Source organism: Neobacillus sp. SRL179 (assembly GCF_984799095.1).
In genome coordinates this window covers 3,311,434-3,328,149 of record NZ_OZ481792.1, presented here as the reverse complement: position 1 = coordinate 3,328,149, position 16,716 = coordinate 3,311,434, and the positions used below count along the sequence as shown (strand labels likewise).

Annotated in this window: 22 protein-coding genes; 21 read left to right on the top strand and 1 reads right to left on the bottom strand. The window is 37.5% G+C overall.

Going from position 1 to position 16,716, the window contains the following annotated elements; translation table 11 throughout:
- Positions 1-260 precede the first annotated feature (260 nt).
- From AC4E8C_RS16460 to AC4E8C_RS16385, 16 genes are all read left to right on the top strand, one after another.
- The gene (locus AC4E8C_RS16460) at positions 261-758 is read left to right on the top strand and encodes a YqhR family membrane protein (RefSeq protein WP_490207735.1); all 498 of its coding nucleotides are present in this window, start codon (positions 261-263) and stop codon (positions 756-758) included.
- A 79-nt stretch (positions 759-837) separates the two neighbouring features.
- Entirely contained in the window at positions 838-1,899 is a 1,062-nt protein-coding gene (locus tag AC4E8C_RS16455) for a M24 family metallopeptidase (protein ID WP_490207734.1), read from the top strand.
- A gap of 22 nt (positions 1,900-1,921) precedes the next feature.
- Positions 1,922-2,479, top strand: coding sequence for an elongation factor P (gene efp, locus AC4E8C_RS16450; protein ID WP_490207733.1), 558 nt, complete (start codon positions 1,922-1,924; stop codon positions 2,477-2,479).
- 193 nt (positions 2,480-2,672) lie between these two features.
- Entirely contained in the window at positions 2,673-3,125 is a 453-nt protein-coding gene (locus tag AC4E8C_RS16445; RefSeq protein ID WP_490207732.1) for a PCYCGC motif-containing (lipo)protein, read from the top strand.
- Positions 3,126-3,135: 10 nt separating this feature from the next.
- Positions 3,136-3,819, top strand: a complete 684-nt coding sequence (locus tag AC4E8C_RS16440; protein WP_490207731.1) for a c-type cytochrome — start codon at positions 3,136-3,138, stop codon at positions 3,817-3,819.
- 397 nt (positions 3,820-4,216) lie between these two features.
- Complete coding sequence (locus AC4E8C_RS16435) at positions 4,217-5,266, top strand: hypothetical protein (protein WP_490207730.1); 1,050 nt, start codon at positions 4,217-4,219, stop codon at positions 5,264-5,266.
- A 13-nt stretch (positions 5,267-5,279) separates the two neighbouring features.
- Positions 5,280-5,732, top strand: a complete 453-nt coding sequence (locus tag AC4E8C_RS16430; protein ID WP_490207729.1) for a cytochrome c maturation protein CcmE — start codon at positions 5,280-5,282, stop codon at positions 5,730-5,732.
- 24 nt (positions 5,733-5,756) lie between these two features.
- A complete protein-coding gene (locus AC4E8C_RS16425; protein ID WP_490207728.1) occupies positions 5,757-7,739 on the top strand; it encodes a heme lyase CcmF/NrfE family subunit in 1,983 nt (660 codons plus the stop codon).
- A gap of 1 nt (position 7,740) precedes the next feature.
- Positions 7,741-8,244, top strand: a complete 504-nt coding sequence (locus tag AC4E8C_RS16420) for a cytochrome c-type biogenesis protein (protein ID WP_490207727.1) — start codon at positions 7,741-7,743, stop codon at positions 8,242-8,244.
- Positions 8,245-8,257: 13 nt separating this feature from the next.
- Entirely contained in the window at positions 8,258-8,632 is a 375-nt protein-coding gene (locus tag AC4E8C_RS16415) for a hypothetical protein (RefSeq protein ID WP_490207726.1), read from the top strand.
- Positions 8,629-9,618, top strand: a complete 990-nt coding sequence (locus AC4E8C_RS16410) for a hypothetical protein (RefSeq protein WP_490207725.1) — start codon at positions 8,629-8,631, stop codon at positions 9,616-9,618. The genes AC4E8C_RS16415 and AC4E8C_RS16410 overlap by 4 nt, the downstream gene beginning before the upstream one ends.
- A gap of 25 nt (positions 9,619-9,643) precedes the next feature.
- Positions 9,644-10,348, top strand: a complete 705-nt coding sequence (locus AC4E8C_RS16405) for an ABC transporter ATP-binding protein (protein WP_490207724.1) — start codon at positions 9,644-9,646, stop codon at positions 10,346-10,348.
- Complete coding sequence (locus tag AC4E8C_RS16400; RefSeq protein WP_490207723.1) at positions 10,345-11,025, top strand: heme exporter protein CcmB; 681 nt, start codon at positions 10,345-10,347, stop codon at positions 11,023-11,025. Before AC4E8C_RS16405 ends, AC4E8C_RS16400 begins: the two co-directional genes overlap by 4 nt.
- 2 nt (positions 11,026-11,027) lie before the next feature.
- Positions 11,028-11,789: a cytochrome c biogenesis protein gene (locus AC4E8C_RS16395; RefSeq protein WP_490207722.1), complete on the top strand. Its 762-nt coding sequence runs from the start codon at positions 11,028-11,030 to the stop codon at positions 11,787-11,789.
- 12 nt (positions 11,790-11,801) lie between these two features.
- Complete coding sequence (locus tag AC4E8C_RS16390) at positions 11,802-11,933, top strand: CcmD family protein (protein WP_490207721.1); 132 nt, start codon at positions 11,802-11,804, stop codon at positions 11,931-11,933.
- Between the two features lie 35 nt (positions 11,934-11,968).
- On the top strand, positions 11,969-12,478 hold the full coding sequence (locus AC4E8C_RS16385; RefSeq protein WP_490207719.1) for a TlpA family protein disulfide reductase: 510 nt from the start codon (positions 11,969-11,971) through the stop codon (positions 12,476-12,478).
- A gap of 58 nt (positions 12,479-12,536) precedes the next feature.
- Here AC4E8C_RS16385 and AC4E8C_RS16380 read toward each other — a convergent pair whose 3' ends face one another.
- Positions 12,537-13,217, bottom strand: a complete 681-nt coding sequence (locus AC4E8C_RS16380) for an SIMPL domain-containing protein (RefSeq protein ID WP_490207718.1) — start codon at positions 13,215-13,217, stop codon at positions 12,537-12,539.
- Positions 13,218-13,422: 205 nt separating this feature from the next.
- Between AC4E8C_RS16380 and spoIIIAA the strand changes: the two genes are divergently transcribed.
- The 5 genes from spoIIIAA to spoIIIAE are packed head-to-tail and all read left to right on the top strand — an operon-like array spanning position 13,423 to position 16,711.
- Positions 13,423-14,346 carry a stage III sporulation protein AA gene (spoIIIAA, locus tag AC4E8C_RS16375; protein WP_490207717.1) on the top strand — a complete coding sequence of 308 codons (924 nt, stop codon included), beginning with the start codon at positions 13,423-13,425 and terminating at the stop codon, positions 14,344-14,346.
- A complete protein-coding gene (spoIIIAB, locus tag AC4E8C_RS16370) occupies positions 14,347-14,862 on the top strand; it encodes a stage III sporulation protein SpoIIIAB (protein WP_490207716.1) in 516 nt (171 codons plus the stop codon).
- 11 nt (positions 14,863-14,873) lie between these two features.
- A complete protein-coding gene (spoIIIAC, locus tag AC4E8C_RS16365; RefSeq protein WP_026572556.1) occupies positions 14,874-15,077 on the top strand; it encodes a stage III sporulation protein AC in 204 nt (67 codons plus the stop codon).
- Positions 15,078-15,093: 16 nt separating this feature from the next.
- The gene (spoIIIAD, locus tag AC4E8C_RS16360) at positions 15,094-15,483 is read left to right on the top strand and encodes a stage III sporulation protein AD (protein ID WP_490212591.1); all 390 of its coding nucleotides are present in this window, start codon (positions 15,094-15,096) and stop codon (positions 15,481-15,483) included.
- A gap of 28 nt (positions 15,484-15,511) precedes the next feature.
- Complete coding sequence (gene spoIIIAE / locus AC4E8C_RS16355; protein WP_490207715.1) at positions 15,512-16,711, top strand: stage III sporulation protein AE; 1,200 nt, start codon at positions 15,512-15,514, stop codon at positions 16,709-16,711.
- The last annotated feature ends 5 nt before the right edge of the window (positions 16,712-16,716 follow it).

The following is a 16,716-nucleotide window of genomic DNA, read 5'->3' as shown; positions in this document are numbered from 1 at the left end:
GTTAATAACACCAACCTATAACAAAGTTGCACAATAGCAGAATAAGAAATCTGTTTGTACTTAAGAATATTCTACTAGAAAAATGAAAAAACCTCTAGGATGACATAATATTTCCAAAAAAATTAGAAAAAATATTTTTACATGTAAGGATTACACATCTAAGGGCATAATAATGGTGGAATTTAGCAATTATTTTCATAACCAACATTGTTGCTGAAAATAAATAATGCGCACACTTGATTAGGACGGAGGTAATCACAATGGCAAACGACCAGGAACTAAAGAAATATCCAAAACCCATGACTTTTTTAATGATGGTTTTTTGGACAGGTTTATTTGGAGGTATGTTTTGGGGGGTTATAGGATATATTGCCTATTTATTTAATTTCACTGATATTAGCCCCAATGTTATTTTAGAACCCTGGGCCTTGGGGAATTGGAAGTATGGATGGCTTGGGAAAGTGATATCACTTATTTTTCTAGGTCTCATTTCAATTGCTGTAGCATTTATTTATTATGCAGCTTTAAGAAAACTAAAAGGTATGTGGTTTGGTCTAGGTTTTGGCGTTGTTCTGTTCCTGCTGGTGTTCTTTGTTCTGAATCCCATTTTTCCTGGAATTAAACCGTTTTTTGAGTTAAGTAGGAATACCATTATAACTTCGATTTGTTTATATATGTTATATGGAATATTTATTGGTTATTCCATTAATTATGAGTATGAACTTAATAAAGTACAAGACAAAGAGGCTTCGACGTAATATTCGATTAGTAGGAATGTTAAGATTATGATAAAATATTTTTGTCCGCAATGGGATTAGAAAGGGAGAGTGGAGAATAATGGATAAATTAGAAAGACTTAGATCAGCCTTTGAAGCAAATGGAATAGATGGGATCTTAATTACCAGTCCTTATAATCGCCGCTATATATCAAATTTTACAGGTACAGCAGGTGTTGTATTAATTAGCGCTGATAAAGCGCTTTTTATTACAGACTTCCGCTATACTGAGCAGGCAGCAAGCCAATGCCAAGGTTTTGAAATTGTGAAATTTTCTGGATCCATACCAGAAGAACTTGCGCGGCTTACAAAAGAACTAGATATAAAAAAGCTTGGTTTTGAAGAGGATTATGTAACATTCTCTACATTTAAACAATATGAGAAAGCAATTTCTGCAGAGCTAGTCCCCGTTTCGGGTGTTATCGAAAAGTTACGCTTGATAAAGACGGATGCAGAGATTAAGATATTAAAGGTGGCAGCTGATATTGCTGATGCAGCATTTAAACATATTTTAGACTTTCTTCGTCCAGGTAAAACTGAGCTTGAAGTTTCAAATGAATTAGAATTCTTTATGAGAAAAGCTGGTGCCACTTCCTCATCATTTGATACAATTGTTGCTTCAGGTCACCGTTCTGCACTTCCACATGGTGTTGCAAGTGACAAAGTTATTGAGGCTGGAGATATTGTTACAATGGACTATGGCTGTTATTATAATGGTTATGTTTCTGATATTACGAGGACGGTTGCGGTTGGAGAGCCAGATGCTAAGCTTAAAGAAATTTATGAAATTGTTCTAGAAGCACAGTTACGCGGAATGGCTGGTTATAGACCAGGAATTACTGGTAAAGAAGCAGATGCATTATCACGAGACTACATAACAGAAAAAGGTTATGGGGAGTATTTCGGTCATTCTAATGGTCACGGAATCGGTCTTGAAATTCATGAAGGCCCTGGATTATCGATGAGATCCGATATTATTTTAGAGTCTGGAATGGTGGTTACCTGCGAGCCTGGCATCTATATTCCAGGTCTTGGCGGTGTCCGAATTGAAGATGATACCTTAATTACCAATGAAGGAAACGAAGCTCTTACACATTCAACCAAAGAACTAATTATCTTATAATCATTTAGGAGGATATTAAAATATGATATCTGTTAACGACTTTAAAACAGGATTAACCATTGAAGTTGATGGCGGCTTATGGCGCGTATTAGACTTCCAACACGTAAAGCCAGGAAAGGGCGCTGCATTTGTTCGTTCCAAGCTTCGTAACCTTCGTAATGGAGCAATTCAAGAAAAAACGTTCCGTGCAGGTGAAAAAGTAGAGAAAGCGCAAATTGATAACCGTAAAATGCAGTATTTATATGCAAGTGGTGATTCACATGTATTTATGGATATGGAATCTTATGAACAAGTTGAACTTCCAGCTAGCAATATTGAATATGAATTAAAGTTTTTAAAAGAAAACATGGAAGTACACATTATGATGTTTAATCATGAAACACTTGGGGTTGAACTGCCAAATAGTGTTATATTAGAAGTTGCCGAAACGGAACCTGGAATTAAAGGAGATACATCTTCTGGCGGAACGAAGTCTGCAACCTTAGAAACAGGACTTACAGTTCAAGTACCATTCTTTATCAACCAAGGTGATAAGTTAATTATCAATACAACTGATTCATCTTATGTATCTAGAGCATAACCGTGTTCGAAGCCTTAGAGCCAATTAATGGCGTCTAAGGCTTTTTTATTGGTGCCTATTTCTAATCAATTGAATCCTTTTGCTTTTTCTATCATAAAACTTCACGAAATAGTAAGAATTACAAACCATGACAATAAACATTTTTTGTTAAAATGAACTAGTATTAACTAGTTGGAAAGGAGTGACACATATAATGAAGCGGATTACTACTCTATTATTCCTTGTCTTTTCAGTAATATTAATAATTGCGGGCTGTGGTTCCAAACTTGATAGTGAAAAATGGGCACTGGATAAAAAGCACGAACCACTGCCTGATTATGTATTAAATACTTCAGAGAAAATTCAAGAAACGTACATTATGGCATCTGAATATCCATCTGTTGTTGCACAAGTTCCCTGTTATTGCGGTTGTGGAGTCTCGGACGGACATAAAAGTAATTTAGATTGCTTTATTGATCAGTTGGGTGAAGACAATGCCGTAACAGGATGGGATTCGATGGGAATCGCTTGAGATACTTGTATCGATATCGCCCGGGAGGCGATAGATATGCATCTTAATGGTAAAAGTCCTAATAAAATTTATGATCTTATCACAAAAAAATACGGAGATCTTGGGGATCCAACTCCAACACCAGAACCAAAGTAAGGAGTAGCCCATGAAAAAAATATTAATCGGAAGTTATATTTTGATTATTATTGGAATAATAGCTGTCATTAGCAATAGTCCTATTCTTCCTAATAAGAATTCTAGGGTCATTGCAGCTGGTGAAAAGATCTATATCAAGCAATGTCTTATCTGTCATGGGGAAACTGGAAAAGGTGAAGGGACAAATGCGGGGACTGCTTTAAATAACCAGCATTTTTTAAGTACGGTTTCCAATAAGGACCTGTATAATTATGTGAAATATGGCAGGGAAGGGACAGCCATGCCAGCCTATGGGCCAAGATTGTCAGAAAAAGATTTGAAAAATTTAGTAGTGTTTATAAGAGAATGGCAAACGAAAGAAATCAATATGGAAGTTCCAAAGACAGTAGCTGGAAATCCTGAAAATGGCAATAAAATGTATAATCTATATTGTATGAATTGCCATGGTGAAGCTGGAGCCGGCAAACTAAAAATGGGACCGGCCCTTGCCAATCCTCAATATTTGAAATATACAACTGATCAGCAAATATGGACAGATACAGCTTATGGACGTGAGGAAACCCGCATGGGCCCATCATTAAAAGGTCTTGAAGGTGTGCGTCAGCTGAAAAAAGAGGATATTTCAGACATTGTAAGTTATATCCGTACCATAAAAACAAAAGAAGAACCCCAAAATAATTACCTTAAGCCTTGATTTCAATAGTTGAAATCAAGGCTTATTTTTTATTGGGTTTTATAAGACTTACTTTGAGAATGGTCCAGCTCCAGCGCCCTAGCGGCTAGTGTCCTTCGCTCTCCGCCCTACGATAAGTCAACATCGAATCGCCTCCGGCTCTTCGTGTTTCCTTTATCTCAGTTGGAGCGCTCCAGGCCATACGCCGCTGAACAGGGCGCTTCCGCTTTTCTTCTAGTAAATGTGAACATTATGTGGTGGATTTTTGTCGAATTGATTACTATTTTCTTCCTTTAACAAAATGTTCAAGAGTGGTTTAACAATTAGGGGTGAAGAACGATTATATTTATTTCAAAGAGGACTATAGTGAAAATAAATACACTTTAGTGATGAGTTTGCTAAGTCAAGGAGGATCATTATGCTTAAGAAAAAGTGGTTGGCATTGTTCGTCATTGCATCATTTTTTACTAATTTCATAGGTTTAAAAGCCAGTGCTGACACAGCCTTTCAGGCTGAAAAATTTCCTTTTAAGGAAATGCAAGTCCAAGTAATGCCAGAGTTTGATTACCCTGAGGATTGGGGATCCAGAGATGTTCCCTCTTTGTTAATAGGCCAATATGGAACCATTACAAACAAGAGCGGCCAAGATTATGATGGGAAAATTGAAATTCCAGTTCCAGCAATGGAAAAGGGTTTTGAAGCCTTTTTAGTAGCTGAGTTTCCAGAGGCGAATAAACCAGAAGTACAACGTCCATTTGATATTGATAAAGAAAAGGGGATCGTCACTTGGAAGCCGCAAAAGGCAATCAAGAATAATGAAACTTACCAATTTGTCATTGAGTACTATACAAAAACGATTGAAGTAAAAGATCAAAAGAGTTTTACATACCAACTGATTAATAATGCGGAAATTGAACAATTAGATGTTGTCTTTTATGCACCAATGACTGCCAAGGAAATCAAACTGGAGCCAGCGACGGAAAATAATACTAAAAGTGACTATGGCGAAGAGTTATATTACTACGAGTATAAAAATGTAAAGGTTGGCGAAAACCCGAAGTATTCTTTTTCCTATAAGAAGTCTGGAACAGAATCTACCATGGAAGCAATCAACAAACAGGAACCGCCTAATGACAAAAATCACAGTGGTGTAACTGCAACCGACCAAGTCACAAAAAATGGTACCGACAACTCTAGTCGTCCCATAATTGGAGTCGGAGGGGCGTCCATTATTGGCATTGCCATCATCATTGCCGGGCTCTTTGTGTTCATAGGGTTGAAGGGTAATTCCCAAACAGTTCGCCGTACAGCAGTAAAGGGAAATAAACAAAAACAAAAACCGCAAACAACTACAAAAAAAGAGATCAAGTCAGACCATTCTGAAGAAAAAAAGGAACTGCGCAAGAAACTTTTAACAGGAAAAATAGATCAAGAAATGTATGAAGAAGAAATGAAAAAATTGATTTAATGGGGTGGGTTGAATGAAAAAAAATACGATTGTAATGTTGGGTGGTTTTATCATTGCCGCTGCTATTGTTTTCCTATTAATGGCAGCTACTCCAGGTTCGAGTGGTGTGGAACTGACAATGAAAGAACTTTTGGCGACACAAGCGCAGCATAAAGACGACTTTGTCACGGTGGAAGGTTTATTAATGGAAGACACGATTAAGTGGAATCCTGACAAAATTGAATTGAAATTCGATGTAAAAGACAACGATGGCAACATCATGCATGTTATTCATAACGGAACAAAACCAGATAACTTCTCAGAAGGAGTTATTACCATTCTACAAGGTGCACCCACAAAAAAAGATACATTTGTGGCTGAAACAGTAAAAACAAGGTGCCCTTCCAAATATGAAGGCAAAGATATTAAAAACTATGATCCAGAAACACATAAAGATAAGTTAAATCAACCACCGAGTGAAAAATAACAGGCTAGTTAAGAAGGTGACGAAATGTATTTATTTGCCAACGCAACAATTTATATAGGTTTAGCCATTGCCATATACACACTCCTTATTTTGACTTTGGGGATTAGCACAAAGAATCAAAAACTCATCAATAGTGGAAAAGGCGGAATGATTGCATTATTCGTTTGTGCATCGATGGCAATGATCTCCCTGTTCTACCTTTTAGCAACTTCTCAATTTCAATATGAATATGTAAATGATTATACAAGCAGTGAACTGCCAATCATTTATAAACTTACTGCCCTATGGGCTGGTAATGCTGGGTCCTTGTTATTATGGACATTCTTCTTAACGCTTTACATGGTTATGATTGCTTTTTCTAGGAAGATGAAGGGAAACCCTATGGTTCCTTACATTTCAGCCATTTTAATGGCCAATGGGGTTTTCTTCTTCTTTATTCTCGGATTTGTGGCAAAACCATTTGTTTTAATGGATACCATACCGATTGAAGGTAAGGGTCTTAATCCAATGCTTCAAAACCCTGGAATGATCATTCACCCAGTTACCCTATACCTCGGATATGTAGGGCTTGCCGTTCCATTTGCCTTTGCAATGGCAGCGCTAATTTTGAAAAATGTTGATGATTTTTGGATTAAAATGACGAGACGTTGGACGATCGTCGCATGGTTGTTCCTTAGTTTAGGTAATATTTTTGGCGGGCAATGGGCATATGTTGAACTTGGCTGGGGCGGCTATTGGGCTTGGGATCCAGTTGAAAATGCTTCATTTATGCCATGGCTGACAGCTACTGCGTTCCTGCATTCCGTAATGATTCAAGAACGGAAAAACATGTTAAAAATATGGAATATCAGCTTAATTATTGTTTCCTATGCTTTAACACTATTTGGAACATTCCTTGTCCGAAGCGGCGTATTAACATCCGTGCATGCATTTGCCAACTCTAATCTAGGATTATACTTCTTAATTTTCATGGGCGTTGCTGTTATTCTAGCACTTTATGTATTAATGAGCCGTTACAATCTCCTTAAACGGAGTGCAGGGGAATTCAACTCCTTTGTTTCAAAAGAAAGCAGCTTTTTAGTAAATAATTTATTACTAGTTGGTGCAGCGTTTGCTGTGTTCTGGGGTACCATCTTCCCGCTAGTTTCGGAAGCAGTTCGTGGTACAAAAGTAACGGTCGGTCTCCCATTCTTTAATAAGGTTGAAGCACCAATATTATTATCAATGATGTTTGTCATGGCAGTGTGTCCGATGCTTGCTTGGCAAAAATCGACCGTAAAAAATCTTAAGAAAAACTTCATGATTCCAGCCATACTTGCTGTCGTTGGAATGATCTTAATGGTTGTATTAGGAATTCAAAAAGCCTGGGCAGTCATTGGTTATGGGGTCATTATTCTATTATTAATTACTCACTTCTTAGAGTTTTATCGCGGCGTTAAAGCAAGAAGGAAAATGACAAAAGAATCACCACTTGTTGCTTTATATCGTTTAATGATTCGTAACCGCCGCAGATATGGCGGATATATTGTTCACTTAGGGATTGCTTTTATTACGATGGGCATCATCGGTTCACAAAACTATGACGTAGAGACAATGAAAACAGTGGCTCTCGGACAGTCTATTGAATTGCAAGATTACCGTATCAATTACGATCGTCTTGATCAAAAGAAAGAGGGCATCAACGATATCGTTTATGCTGATGTAACGGTATTTAGAAATGGAAAAAAATTAGGCACTTTCCAACCGGAGAAAGTATTTTATGGTAACTGGGAACAACCATCATCAGAAGTGGCAATCATTTCCTCTGTTAAGGAAGACTTATATATTGTCTTAAGTGCCTGGGAAGATGATGGCAAAGCTACATTTGTTGTTAAGGTTAATCCAATGATGAACTGGCTATGGTTTGGATCGTTCATGATTGTTATTGGCGCATTGTTTGCTGTTTGGAACGGAAAATATGGAAATGTCACTCCGAGATACACAGGAGTTCGCAAAGAGGTGTCATGATATGAGGAATAAAATTTATCTTGCGCTCCTTATCATTGCGTTTATCTTTCAAGGTTCTTTCATTCGAGTAGAAGCAAAACAAATTGACTACAAATCTGCTGAATTTAAAGCAGTTGCCCAACAATTTGCCTGTACTTGCGGATGTGGTCAAGATCATTATGAATGTGATCCTAATACCTGTAATCTCACCACTGAATTTAAAAAAGACCTGGTGGGGATGATGAACAAAGGCTGGGATAAGGATAAAATCCGTGAATACTATGTCAATATTTATGGCGAAGAAATCCTAACCTCACCAGAAAAGAGCGGTTTTAGTTTAACCGCTTGGGTGCTTCCCTTTGTTGTATTGGGGGTAGCTGCTATAGCGGTATTTATCATTATTCGCAAATGGGTGAAGAAAAAAGGTAAAGAAGAAATAGTCACAGAAAATGTAAGCACAGAGGATGAAGTAGAAGGAGAGATTCTTTCTTCTATTATCGAAGAAGAACGCAAAAAGTATCTTTAGGATGTGAACAAAAATGCAGGATATTACAATCATTTCGATGATTTTTACGGCAGCATTAGCGCTTGTTTGTCTATTTCTACTATTAGCACCTCTATTTAAATGGGACACTTATTTACAAGGAAATGTGCATCATCAAGATTTGGTTTCAACAAAAGAAGCACTGTTAACCACTCTTAATGAAATAGAGTTTGAGTATAAAATGGATAAAATCTCTCATGCAGATTATAAAAATTTAAAAAGACAATATGAGATAGAAGTCGCTAAGATCATGAAAGAAGAGGAACAGCAGGTAGATTTGGGTGTCGACCAGGATTTATTGAAAGAAGTGGAAAAAGAAATTGAAGCTCAAATGAAAAGTTACAAAAACAAAAAGGGGGAAGGAAAGTGATCAAGAAAATCACAGTCTTCTTCCTCGGGCTATTACTGTTATTCCCATTTCAGGGGCTAGCAGCGGAAACCAATATTACAGTTGATATGCATTACATTGTTGTAAGTCCAGCTGAAGACGGCTCAACCAATATGATGAATATGGTTAATTATACAAATACAGCAGCTGAAGAATATAAGGGTGATGAAAAGAGTGAAGCGGTTTTAACTGTCACCCTGCCAAAGGAAGCAGAAGCCCTTAACTTTTTAGACAACAAAATCGCCTTTAAGCAGGTTGATAATGGTTTTATTACCACAACCCCTGTACCGGGGAATCAAACAACCGTTTTACCTTATAGTTATCGGATTCCAAAAGGAAAAGAGATTAATCTAACCGTCGATTATCCAGTTCAAATCATGCAAATTCTCGTGCCTGAGGGCATGGGGAGTATTGAAGTAAAAGGTGTTGAATCTACTAGTCAGGGACTCTTTAAATTCGACGACCAAAATTACAATGGATACAGTATTGAAGGATTAAAGGAAGGCCAGTCATTTACACTTGTTTACAATAAAGACGTTCAACCTGCAGCAGATCAAAGCAAACAGACTGAATCAACTAAAAATGTAAATAATAGTGCAGTAACCCACACAGCACCAGCGTTTCATAATCCAGGACATTTAAGGATGTGGTCACAATCGCCGTTGCATTCCTTTAACCCACACATCTTCTTGATTATAATCGGTGCAATCATCATTGCAGGAATTTCTTACTTTGTCTACTTTAAGCGAAAAGCTAGATTGGAAGAGGAAAGACTTGGAGCCGATAAAGAGGAAAAGGCCTTTAAACAATTAATGGCGAAGCAAGCAGCAATAATGGATAAAATCATTGAATTGGAAGAAACCTTTGGGGATGGAAAACTCTCCGAGTCAGAATACCAAGCCAAGCTTGCTGCCTATAAACAGCATCTAGTTCAAGTTAAATTAAATTTACGTAATTTTGTTGAGTAGCAAGCTGTGAGGGGAGGGACTGCAAATGATAGAAATAACAAAACTGATGAAACAAGCTGATAATAAGCAGATCTTACGTAGTGTAAACCTCTCAATTAAAAAAGGAGAAACAATTGCCATTTTGGGACCAAACGGTGCAGGTAAAAGTACTCTTCTAAAGGTCATCGCAACTTTAATAAAACCAACATCAGGACAGGTATTAATCAAAGGTTACGATTTAAAAAAGAACCCGATTGAAATTAAGAAACTATTGGGTTATTTACCCCATTCCAGCTTGCTTTATGATCATTATTCTCCATTAGAAAATCTCGTTTTCTATGGAAATATCTATGGAGTTAAAGGGGTAGAACAACGGGCAATGGAGCTCATAAAAGAGGTAGGACTATCATTCTTTTTAAATGAACCAGTCAAAAACTTCTCACGAGGTATGATTCAAAGGATTGCCATTGCTCGTGCAATAATCCATGATCCAGAAATTCTTCTGTTAGATGAACCACATACAGGATTGGATCAAGGTGCGATCGCGATTTTAAACAATGTCATTTTAGCAATGAAGGCAAAAGGAGCAACAACGTTGATGGTAACCCATGATTTCAAGCAAGCAGCAGAAATTTGTGATCGGGTTATTATTGTGAAAAATGGGAAGATTGTAGATGATTTTATGGTTGACAATCGGAACATAGATGTACTTTCTAAAAAATATGAACAGCAAGTGGAGGGTGTATCATGAATCTACTACGCACGGCCCTCTTCCTAGCAAAAAAGGATTTATACTCAGAATTAAAGACAAAACAAATCATGGTAACGCAAATGATCTTTGCTGGATTAGTAATTGTCGTTTTCAGCTTTGCATTTGATCCAGCTAATAATACGACAAAAGCAGTCATACCTGGAGTTATCTGGGTGATCATCGTCTTCGCCGGTATTCTAGGGCTTAACAGGTCGTTTATCTCCGAGCAGAGAAATGATACGATTCAAGGTTTGTTGGTTGCACCGATGGATTCAGCAAGTATTTACTTAGGAAAGTTCTTTGCTAACTTTACGATGATGCTTTTGGTTGAAGTAGTTTCAATTCCGTTTTTATTTCTATTATTCGACTTTAAATTTTTTGGCAGCATTCCATACTTTATCTTAGTAGTATTTCTGGGCACTTTTGGATTTATTGCGATTGGCACATTTTTAGCAGCCCTGGCAGCTAATTCTAAGAGTAGTGAAATGCTTCTGCCACTCCTGTTATTTCCAATTACTACACCCATTTTAATTGGTGTGGTACAGGCAACTCGAATAATCTTGACAAATATGGAAAAGTTCTCAAGTGCATTGGCATGGATTCAGTTGGTTACTGCCTATGATGTTATCTTTTTCGTTGTATGTTTCTTATTAATTGATTATGTATTGGAGGTTTAAATATGAGTATGAATCTCGAGCAAGCGAAAGTGGTGCTCCCTGGATCACAGGCAAGGGATACAAAGCGAATCAATCTTTCTGCTATATTGTTTGGCAGTACGGTTATTTCCATGTTAGTTGCGATCTATTTTATCTTTATCTTTGCAGCAGAGGAAAAAACAATGGGCGCTGCCCAAAAGATTTTTTATTTTCATGTAAGTTCAGCCTGGCTGGCTTTTATGGCGTTTTTTGTGACTTTTGTATTCAGTATTTTGTTCTTAGTCAAGCGAAAAAGAATATTTGACACTTATGCCTATGTATCTGCTGAGATTGGTATTGTCTTTACCATTATAGTGTTAACAACCGGTCCTATTTGGGCAAAATCATCCTGGAATACATGGTGGGTATGGGAACCACGGTTAATTACCACGTTAATCTTATTCTTTATCTATATTGCTTACATTATGATTCGGCAAATGGATGGCGTTTGGGATAAAAAAGCTCGACTAGCTTCTGTATTTGGAATTATTGGATTTGCAGATGTTCCAATTGTATTTTTCGCCATCCGCTGGTGGCAAACTAAGTTCCACCCAATTGTCTTTGGTGAAGGTGCTTCTCAAACCGGCGGCGGTATTGAAGGAACCATGCTAACCGCACTATTTGTCTCATTAGCAGCTTTTACCATTCTTTATTCCTACCTTCTTCATAAGGGTGTTTCTTTTGAAAATATGAGAATTAAGGTTGAACGGTACAAAGAAAAATTAAGAGAAAAAATGGATCATTAGGAGGAGTTTATCATGGGTTTTGAATTTATGTATGGTGCTTATTCTGTTGCCTGGGTTGTCATTTTTGCTTATGTGTTAATTTTAGGAAAAAGACATACAAAGCTTAAAAAAGAAATTGAATTTTTGAAGCAGCTGGATAAATAGTATCCTTGTTGTGGATGTCCCAGGGGGGAATCACGATGAACCAGCGAGTCATCAAATTACTTGTATTGATTCTGATTGTTGGTATGTTTGGATTTTTTGGGTATAGCATGGTTACAAAAGGCAAAAACACTGATGTGGGTGATAAAGCATACAAGTTTGAATTACCAAATTATGAGGGTAAGACCACTAAACTCTCTGATTACAACGGTGAAGTTGTCATATTAAACTATTTTGCGACTTGGTGTGCACCATGTAAAGAAGAATTCCCTGAACTAGCTGCGTTTCAAAAGGACTATGGTGATAAGTATCCACTTCTTATGATCAACCGAGGAGAAACGATCGATCGGATTAAAAAAGCTACTGATAATAACAAAGAGGGAATGATTTATTTATTTGATTATAATGCTAAGGTGGCCAAACGGTTTAACGTAACGGGCCAGCCTGAAACATTTGTAATCGATAAACAGGGTGTCATTAGAGAGCATTTTAATGGTGCTATTACTGAAATGCAATTATATAACTGGGCAAAAAAGTATGATAATTAACTATTTAAAGAAGAAGGATGGAACCTTTTCAATAGGTTCCATCCTTCTTCTTCTTTCTTCATGTCCCTTGGAATTTAGGTTGATAGTGAAAATCAGCAGTAAGTGTAGCTTTCACCTTAATTTGTCCCGGTTCGATTTGTGTAGAACTGACTCCTTTGACAAGTGCTTCAGCATGAGGATATAAAGGCAAGCTTGTATTTACATCTTCCACCACTAAAATGGGTGTAGGATTTAAAGTAACATTTAATGTTGAAGCAATTGTCTTTGCCTTTTCTAAAGCATGTTGAAGGGCAACTTCTAATGCTTGTAAGTAAACAGCCTCCTTATTTTCAATTATGAATTGTATGTTAGAAACAAAATTTGCCCCGTTTTGTACTGCAGTATCTACTACTTTCCCTACCAATGATAAATCTTTTATGATCACCCGTAACAGATGCGTGACTTTATATGCCCTAAATAACTGTTTTCCTTGTTCATAATCATATTCTGATTCAATACGATAATCGAATGTCTGAATGTGCGGCTGTGCAATTCCTAGTGTGTGGAGGGCATTGATCACCTTTGTTATTTCACTAGAATTTTGCTGCTGTGCTTTAATCAATTCCTTATTTTCAGTGATCACCCCTACGTTTACTGAGGCGGAATCAGGTGGCGTGGCTAGTTCTCCTTCACCCGTCACTTTTATTAGCGGGCCTTTTGGAGGGTGGCCATTTCGATGAGGGTGCAGATAATTATACAAATTCATTCCTCCTTATATTTATTGCCTTCTATAAATTATGGATGTCCTCAATAAATGTTCCTTTTTCTTCGCTAACTCATATATCAATGATGGCTCTATTAAAGTACTGAAAAAAATAGAAAGGATTAAACAGATTTGAAAGTCATAATGTGTCCAAGCAGGCATACATTTAAAATAATGAGAAAGGCAAAAGGAGGAAGCGTCCGTGGAAACAATCCTAAACTTTTTACCAAAAAATATTGCAGACCAAATGAGCAAAATCCCTCCTGCAGAAAAAGAAGAATTAGAGGAAATCAGGATTCGTATTAATCGCCCCATTGAGATGACTTTAAAGGGAGTACCCAAGTTTTTATCGTATATTATTCAGCCTGAGGATACGTTTCATCTTCTGAATAAAATCAGTCAATTTTCCATTTATACGCTAGAAGAAGAACTAAAACGCGGATATATAACAGTGTCTGGCGGTCATCGCATCGGATTAGCGGGAAAAGTTATTCTTGAGGATGGTAAGGTTAAGGCGATAAGGGATATTTCGTCTTTTAACATTAGAATTGCTAGAGAAAAAATAGGGATTGCAGAACCAATCATTCCATTTATCTTTCAGGGAAAATGGAAGCACACCATGTTGATTGGACCGCCACAAACAGGAAAAACAACCCTTTTGAGAGATATTGCTAGAATTATATCTTCTGGGAACAGGGCAAGAGGCATAGAGGCGAGTAAGGTAGGAATTGTGGATGAGCGTAGTGAAATTGCAGGCTGCTTAAACGGTGTACCCCAATTGACCTTTGGTCCTAGGCTGGATGTCTTGGATGCTTGTCCTAAAGCAGAAGGTATGATGATGCTGATTCGCTCCATGAGCCCAGATATATTGATTGTCGATGAAATCGGACGCAGGGAGGATGCTGAGGCCATTCAAGAGGCCGTCCATGCTGGTATAAAACTCATCATGACCACCCACGGTTCAAATCTAGAAGAAATAAAAAAACGGCCATCGCTTAAGGAGATCATTGACCAGAGAATATTTGAAAGGTTTGTGATTCTTAGCAGGTCATCAGGTCCTGGTACCATTACCCGAATACTTGATGCAAATGGACAGGAAGTGCATCGAAAAGTGAGTGTGACCTAAATGATCAAGTTACTAGGTGCCATTATCATTATTGTTGCAACAACATGGACAGGGTTCGAAGCAGCCCGGAATTTTAGTGAACGTCCGAAGCAACTTAGAGCCCTAAGGTCTGCATTACAATCCCTTGAGGCAGAAATCATGTATAGTCATACACCTTTACATGAAGCAGCAAGGAGGTTAGCTGCACAGCTTTCAAGGCCACTATCAGGCTTTTTTGAGGACTTTGCAAAAAGGTTGACTGATACGGAGACAACCGTTAAAGCTGCATGGGAAACTAGTTTAAAAGAAGTTTGGAAGTCCACTGCCTTAAAACAGGGAGAATTTGAAATTATGAAGCAGTTTGGGGAAACTCTTGGCCGTCATGATCGCTTTTCCCAGCAAAAACATATTATGCTAACTCTTTCCCATCTTGAGAGAGAAGAAGCTGATGCCATCGACAGACAGGCAAAATATGAAAAAATGATGAAGAGTCTTGGATTCTTATCAGGATTATTACTGATTATTTTATTATTTTAGGGGGAAAAGCAATGGGTTTAGAAGTGGATATTATTTTTAAGATAGCTGGTGTTGGTATCGTTGTTGCTTTTTTGCATACTGTGCTTGACCAAGTCGGAAAGAAAGAATACGCACAATGGGTTACATTATTTGGGTTCATTTATATTTTATTCCAGGTTGCAACTATTGTAGATGATCTTTTTCAGAAAATAAAATCAGTTTTCTTATTTCAATAGAGAGGGGGGCTCCGCCATTGAAATCATTAAAATAGTCGGTGTAGCTCTCATCGCCACCTTTCTTGCCTTAATCATCAAGGAGCAGAAGCCTAATTTTGCTTTCCTTTTAGTAGTTTTTGTGGGCTGTACAATTTTTCTGTTTTTGGTCGATAAGATCTTTGAAATCATTCATATGCTAGAAAAACTTGCAGTAAATGCCAAAGTAAATATGGTTTATGTAGAAACCATTCTCAAGATTATAGGCATTGCTTATATTGCTGAATTCGCAACACAAATTACAAAAGATGCTGGTCAAGGTGCGATTGCTTCTAAGATTGAATTAGCAGGGAAAATTATCATTCTCACTATGGCTATACCTATTTTAACTGTGTTAATTGAGACAATACTAAAATTAATTCCTAGCTGAGGAGACCTTAAAAGAGGTGTGAATGTGTATGAAGCAAAAGTTGCAGTTTATTCCTATTATGATATTCCTAATCTTATTTTTTACAATGCCCATTGTCCAAGCGGCAGAAGAGACAAAAGGTACTTCTCCAATCCTATCACCTCAGGACATGGTTGACCAACAGTTAGAAACATTGGATTTAACAGAGATGAAGCAATTTTGGGAGGATGTTACTAATAAATATGGCGGCTTTCTTCCTGAAAGTCAAAAAGGCAGCCTGTACGATTTTGTGAAGGGAGATAAGAAGTTTTCCTTAAAAGAATGGGGAAAGGGAGCTTTGAAATTTGCCTTTCATGAATTTGTAGCCAACGGTAAATTACTAGGCTCGTTAATCATGTTGACCATTTTTAGTATGTTTCTTCAATCTATGCAAAACGCTTTCGAAAAGAGTTCAATCAGTAAGGTTTCCTACTCCATTGTGTATATGGTATTAGTTATTCTTGCCCTTAACAGCTTTCATATTGCTATCAGTTATACAAATGAAGCAATCGGTACGATGATCTCCTTTATTCTTGCCCTTGTTCCCCTGCTTTTAGCCCTAATTGCTGCTTCGGGTGGACTAGTATCGGCTGCTTTTTTTCATCCCGTTATCTTATTTTTAATGAACATGAGCGGACTATTTATGCAGTATATTATCCTCCCACTCCTCTTTTTAGCTACCTTGCTAAGCATTGTGAGTACCATGTCAGAGCAGTACAAAGTTTCACAATTAGCTGCTTTATTAAGAAACTGGAGTATTGGTTTAATGGGTCTCTTCTTAACCGTATTTCTAGGAGTTATTTCTGTTCAAGGTGCAAGTGCGGCTGTAACCGATGGAGTAGCGATCAAAACGGCAAAGTTTGTTACAGGAAACTTCATTCCTGTGATTGGACGAATGTTTACTGATGCCACTGATACAGTGGTAAGTGCATCTGTCCTCTTAAAAAACACGGTTGGGATTGCAGGCGTTGCCATTCTATTACTAATCGTAGCTTTTCCTGCTATTAAAATATTAATGATCGCGTTCATTTATAAATTTGCAGCAGCCATCTTACAGCCATTAGGCGGAGGCCCCATAATAAAATGCCTTGATATTATCAGTAAAAGTGTTATTTATGTCTTCGCTGCCCTAGGGATTGTGTCTTTGATGTTCTTTTTAAGTATCACGGTGATTGTTGCCGCTGGAAATTTAACGATGATGGTGAGATAGGGGGT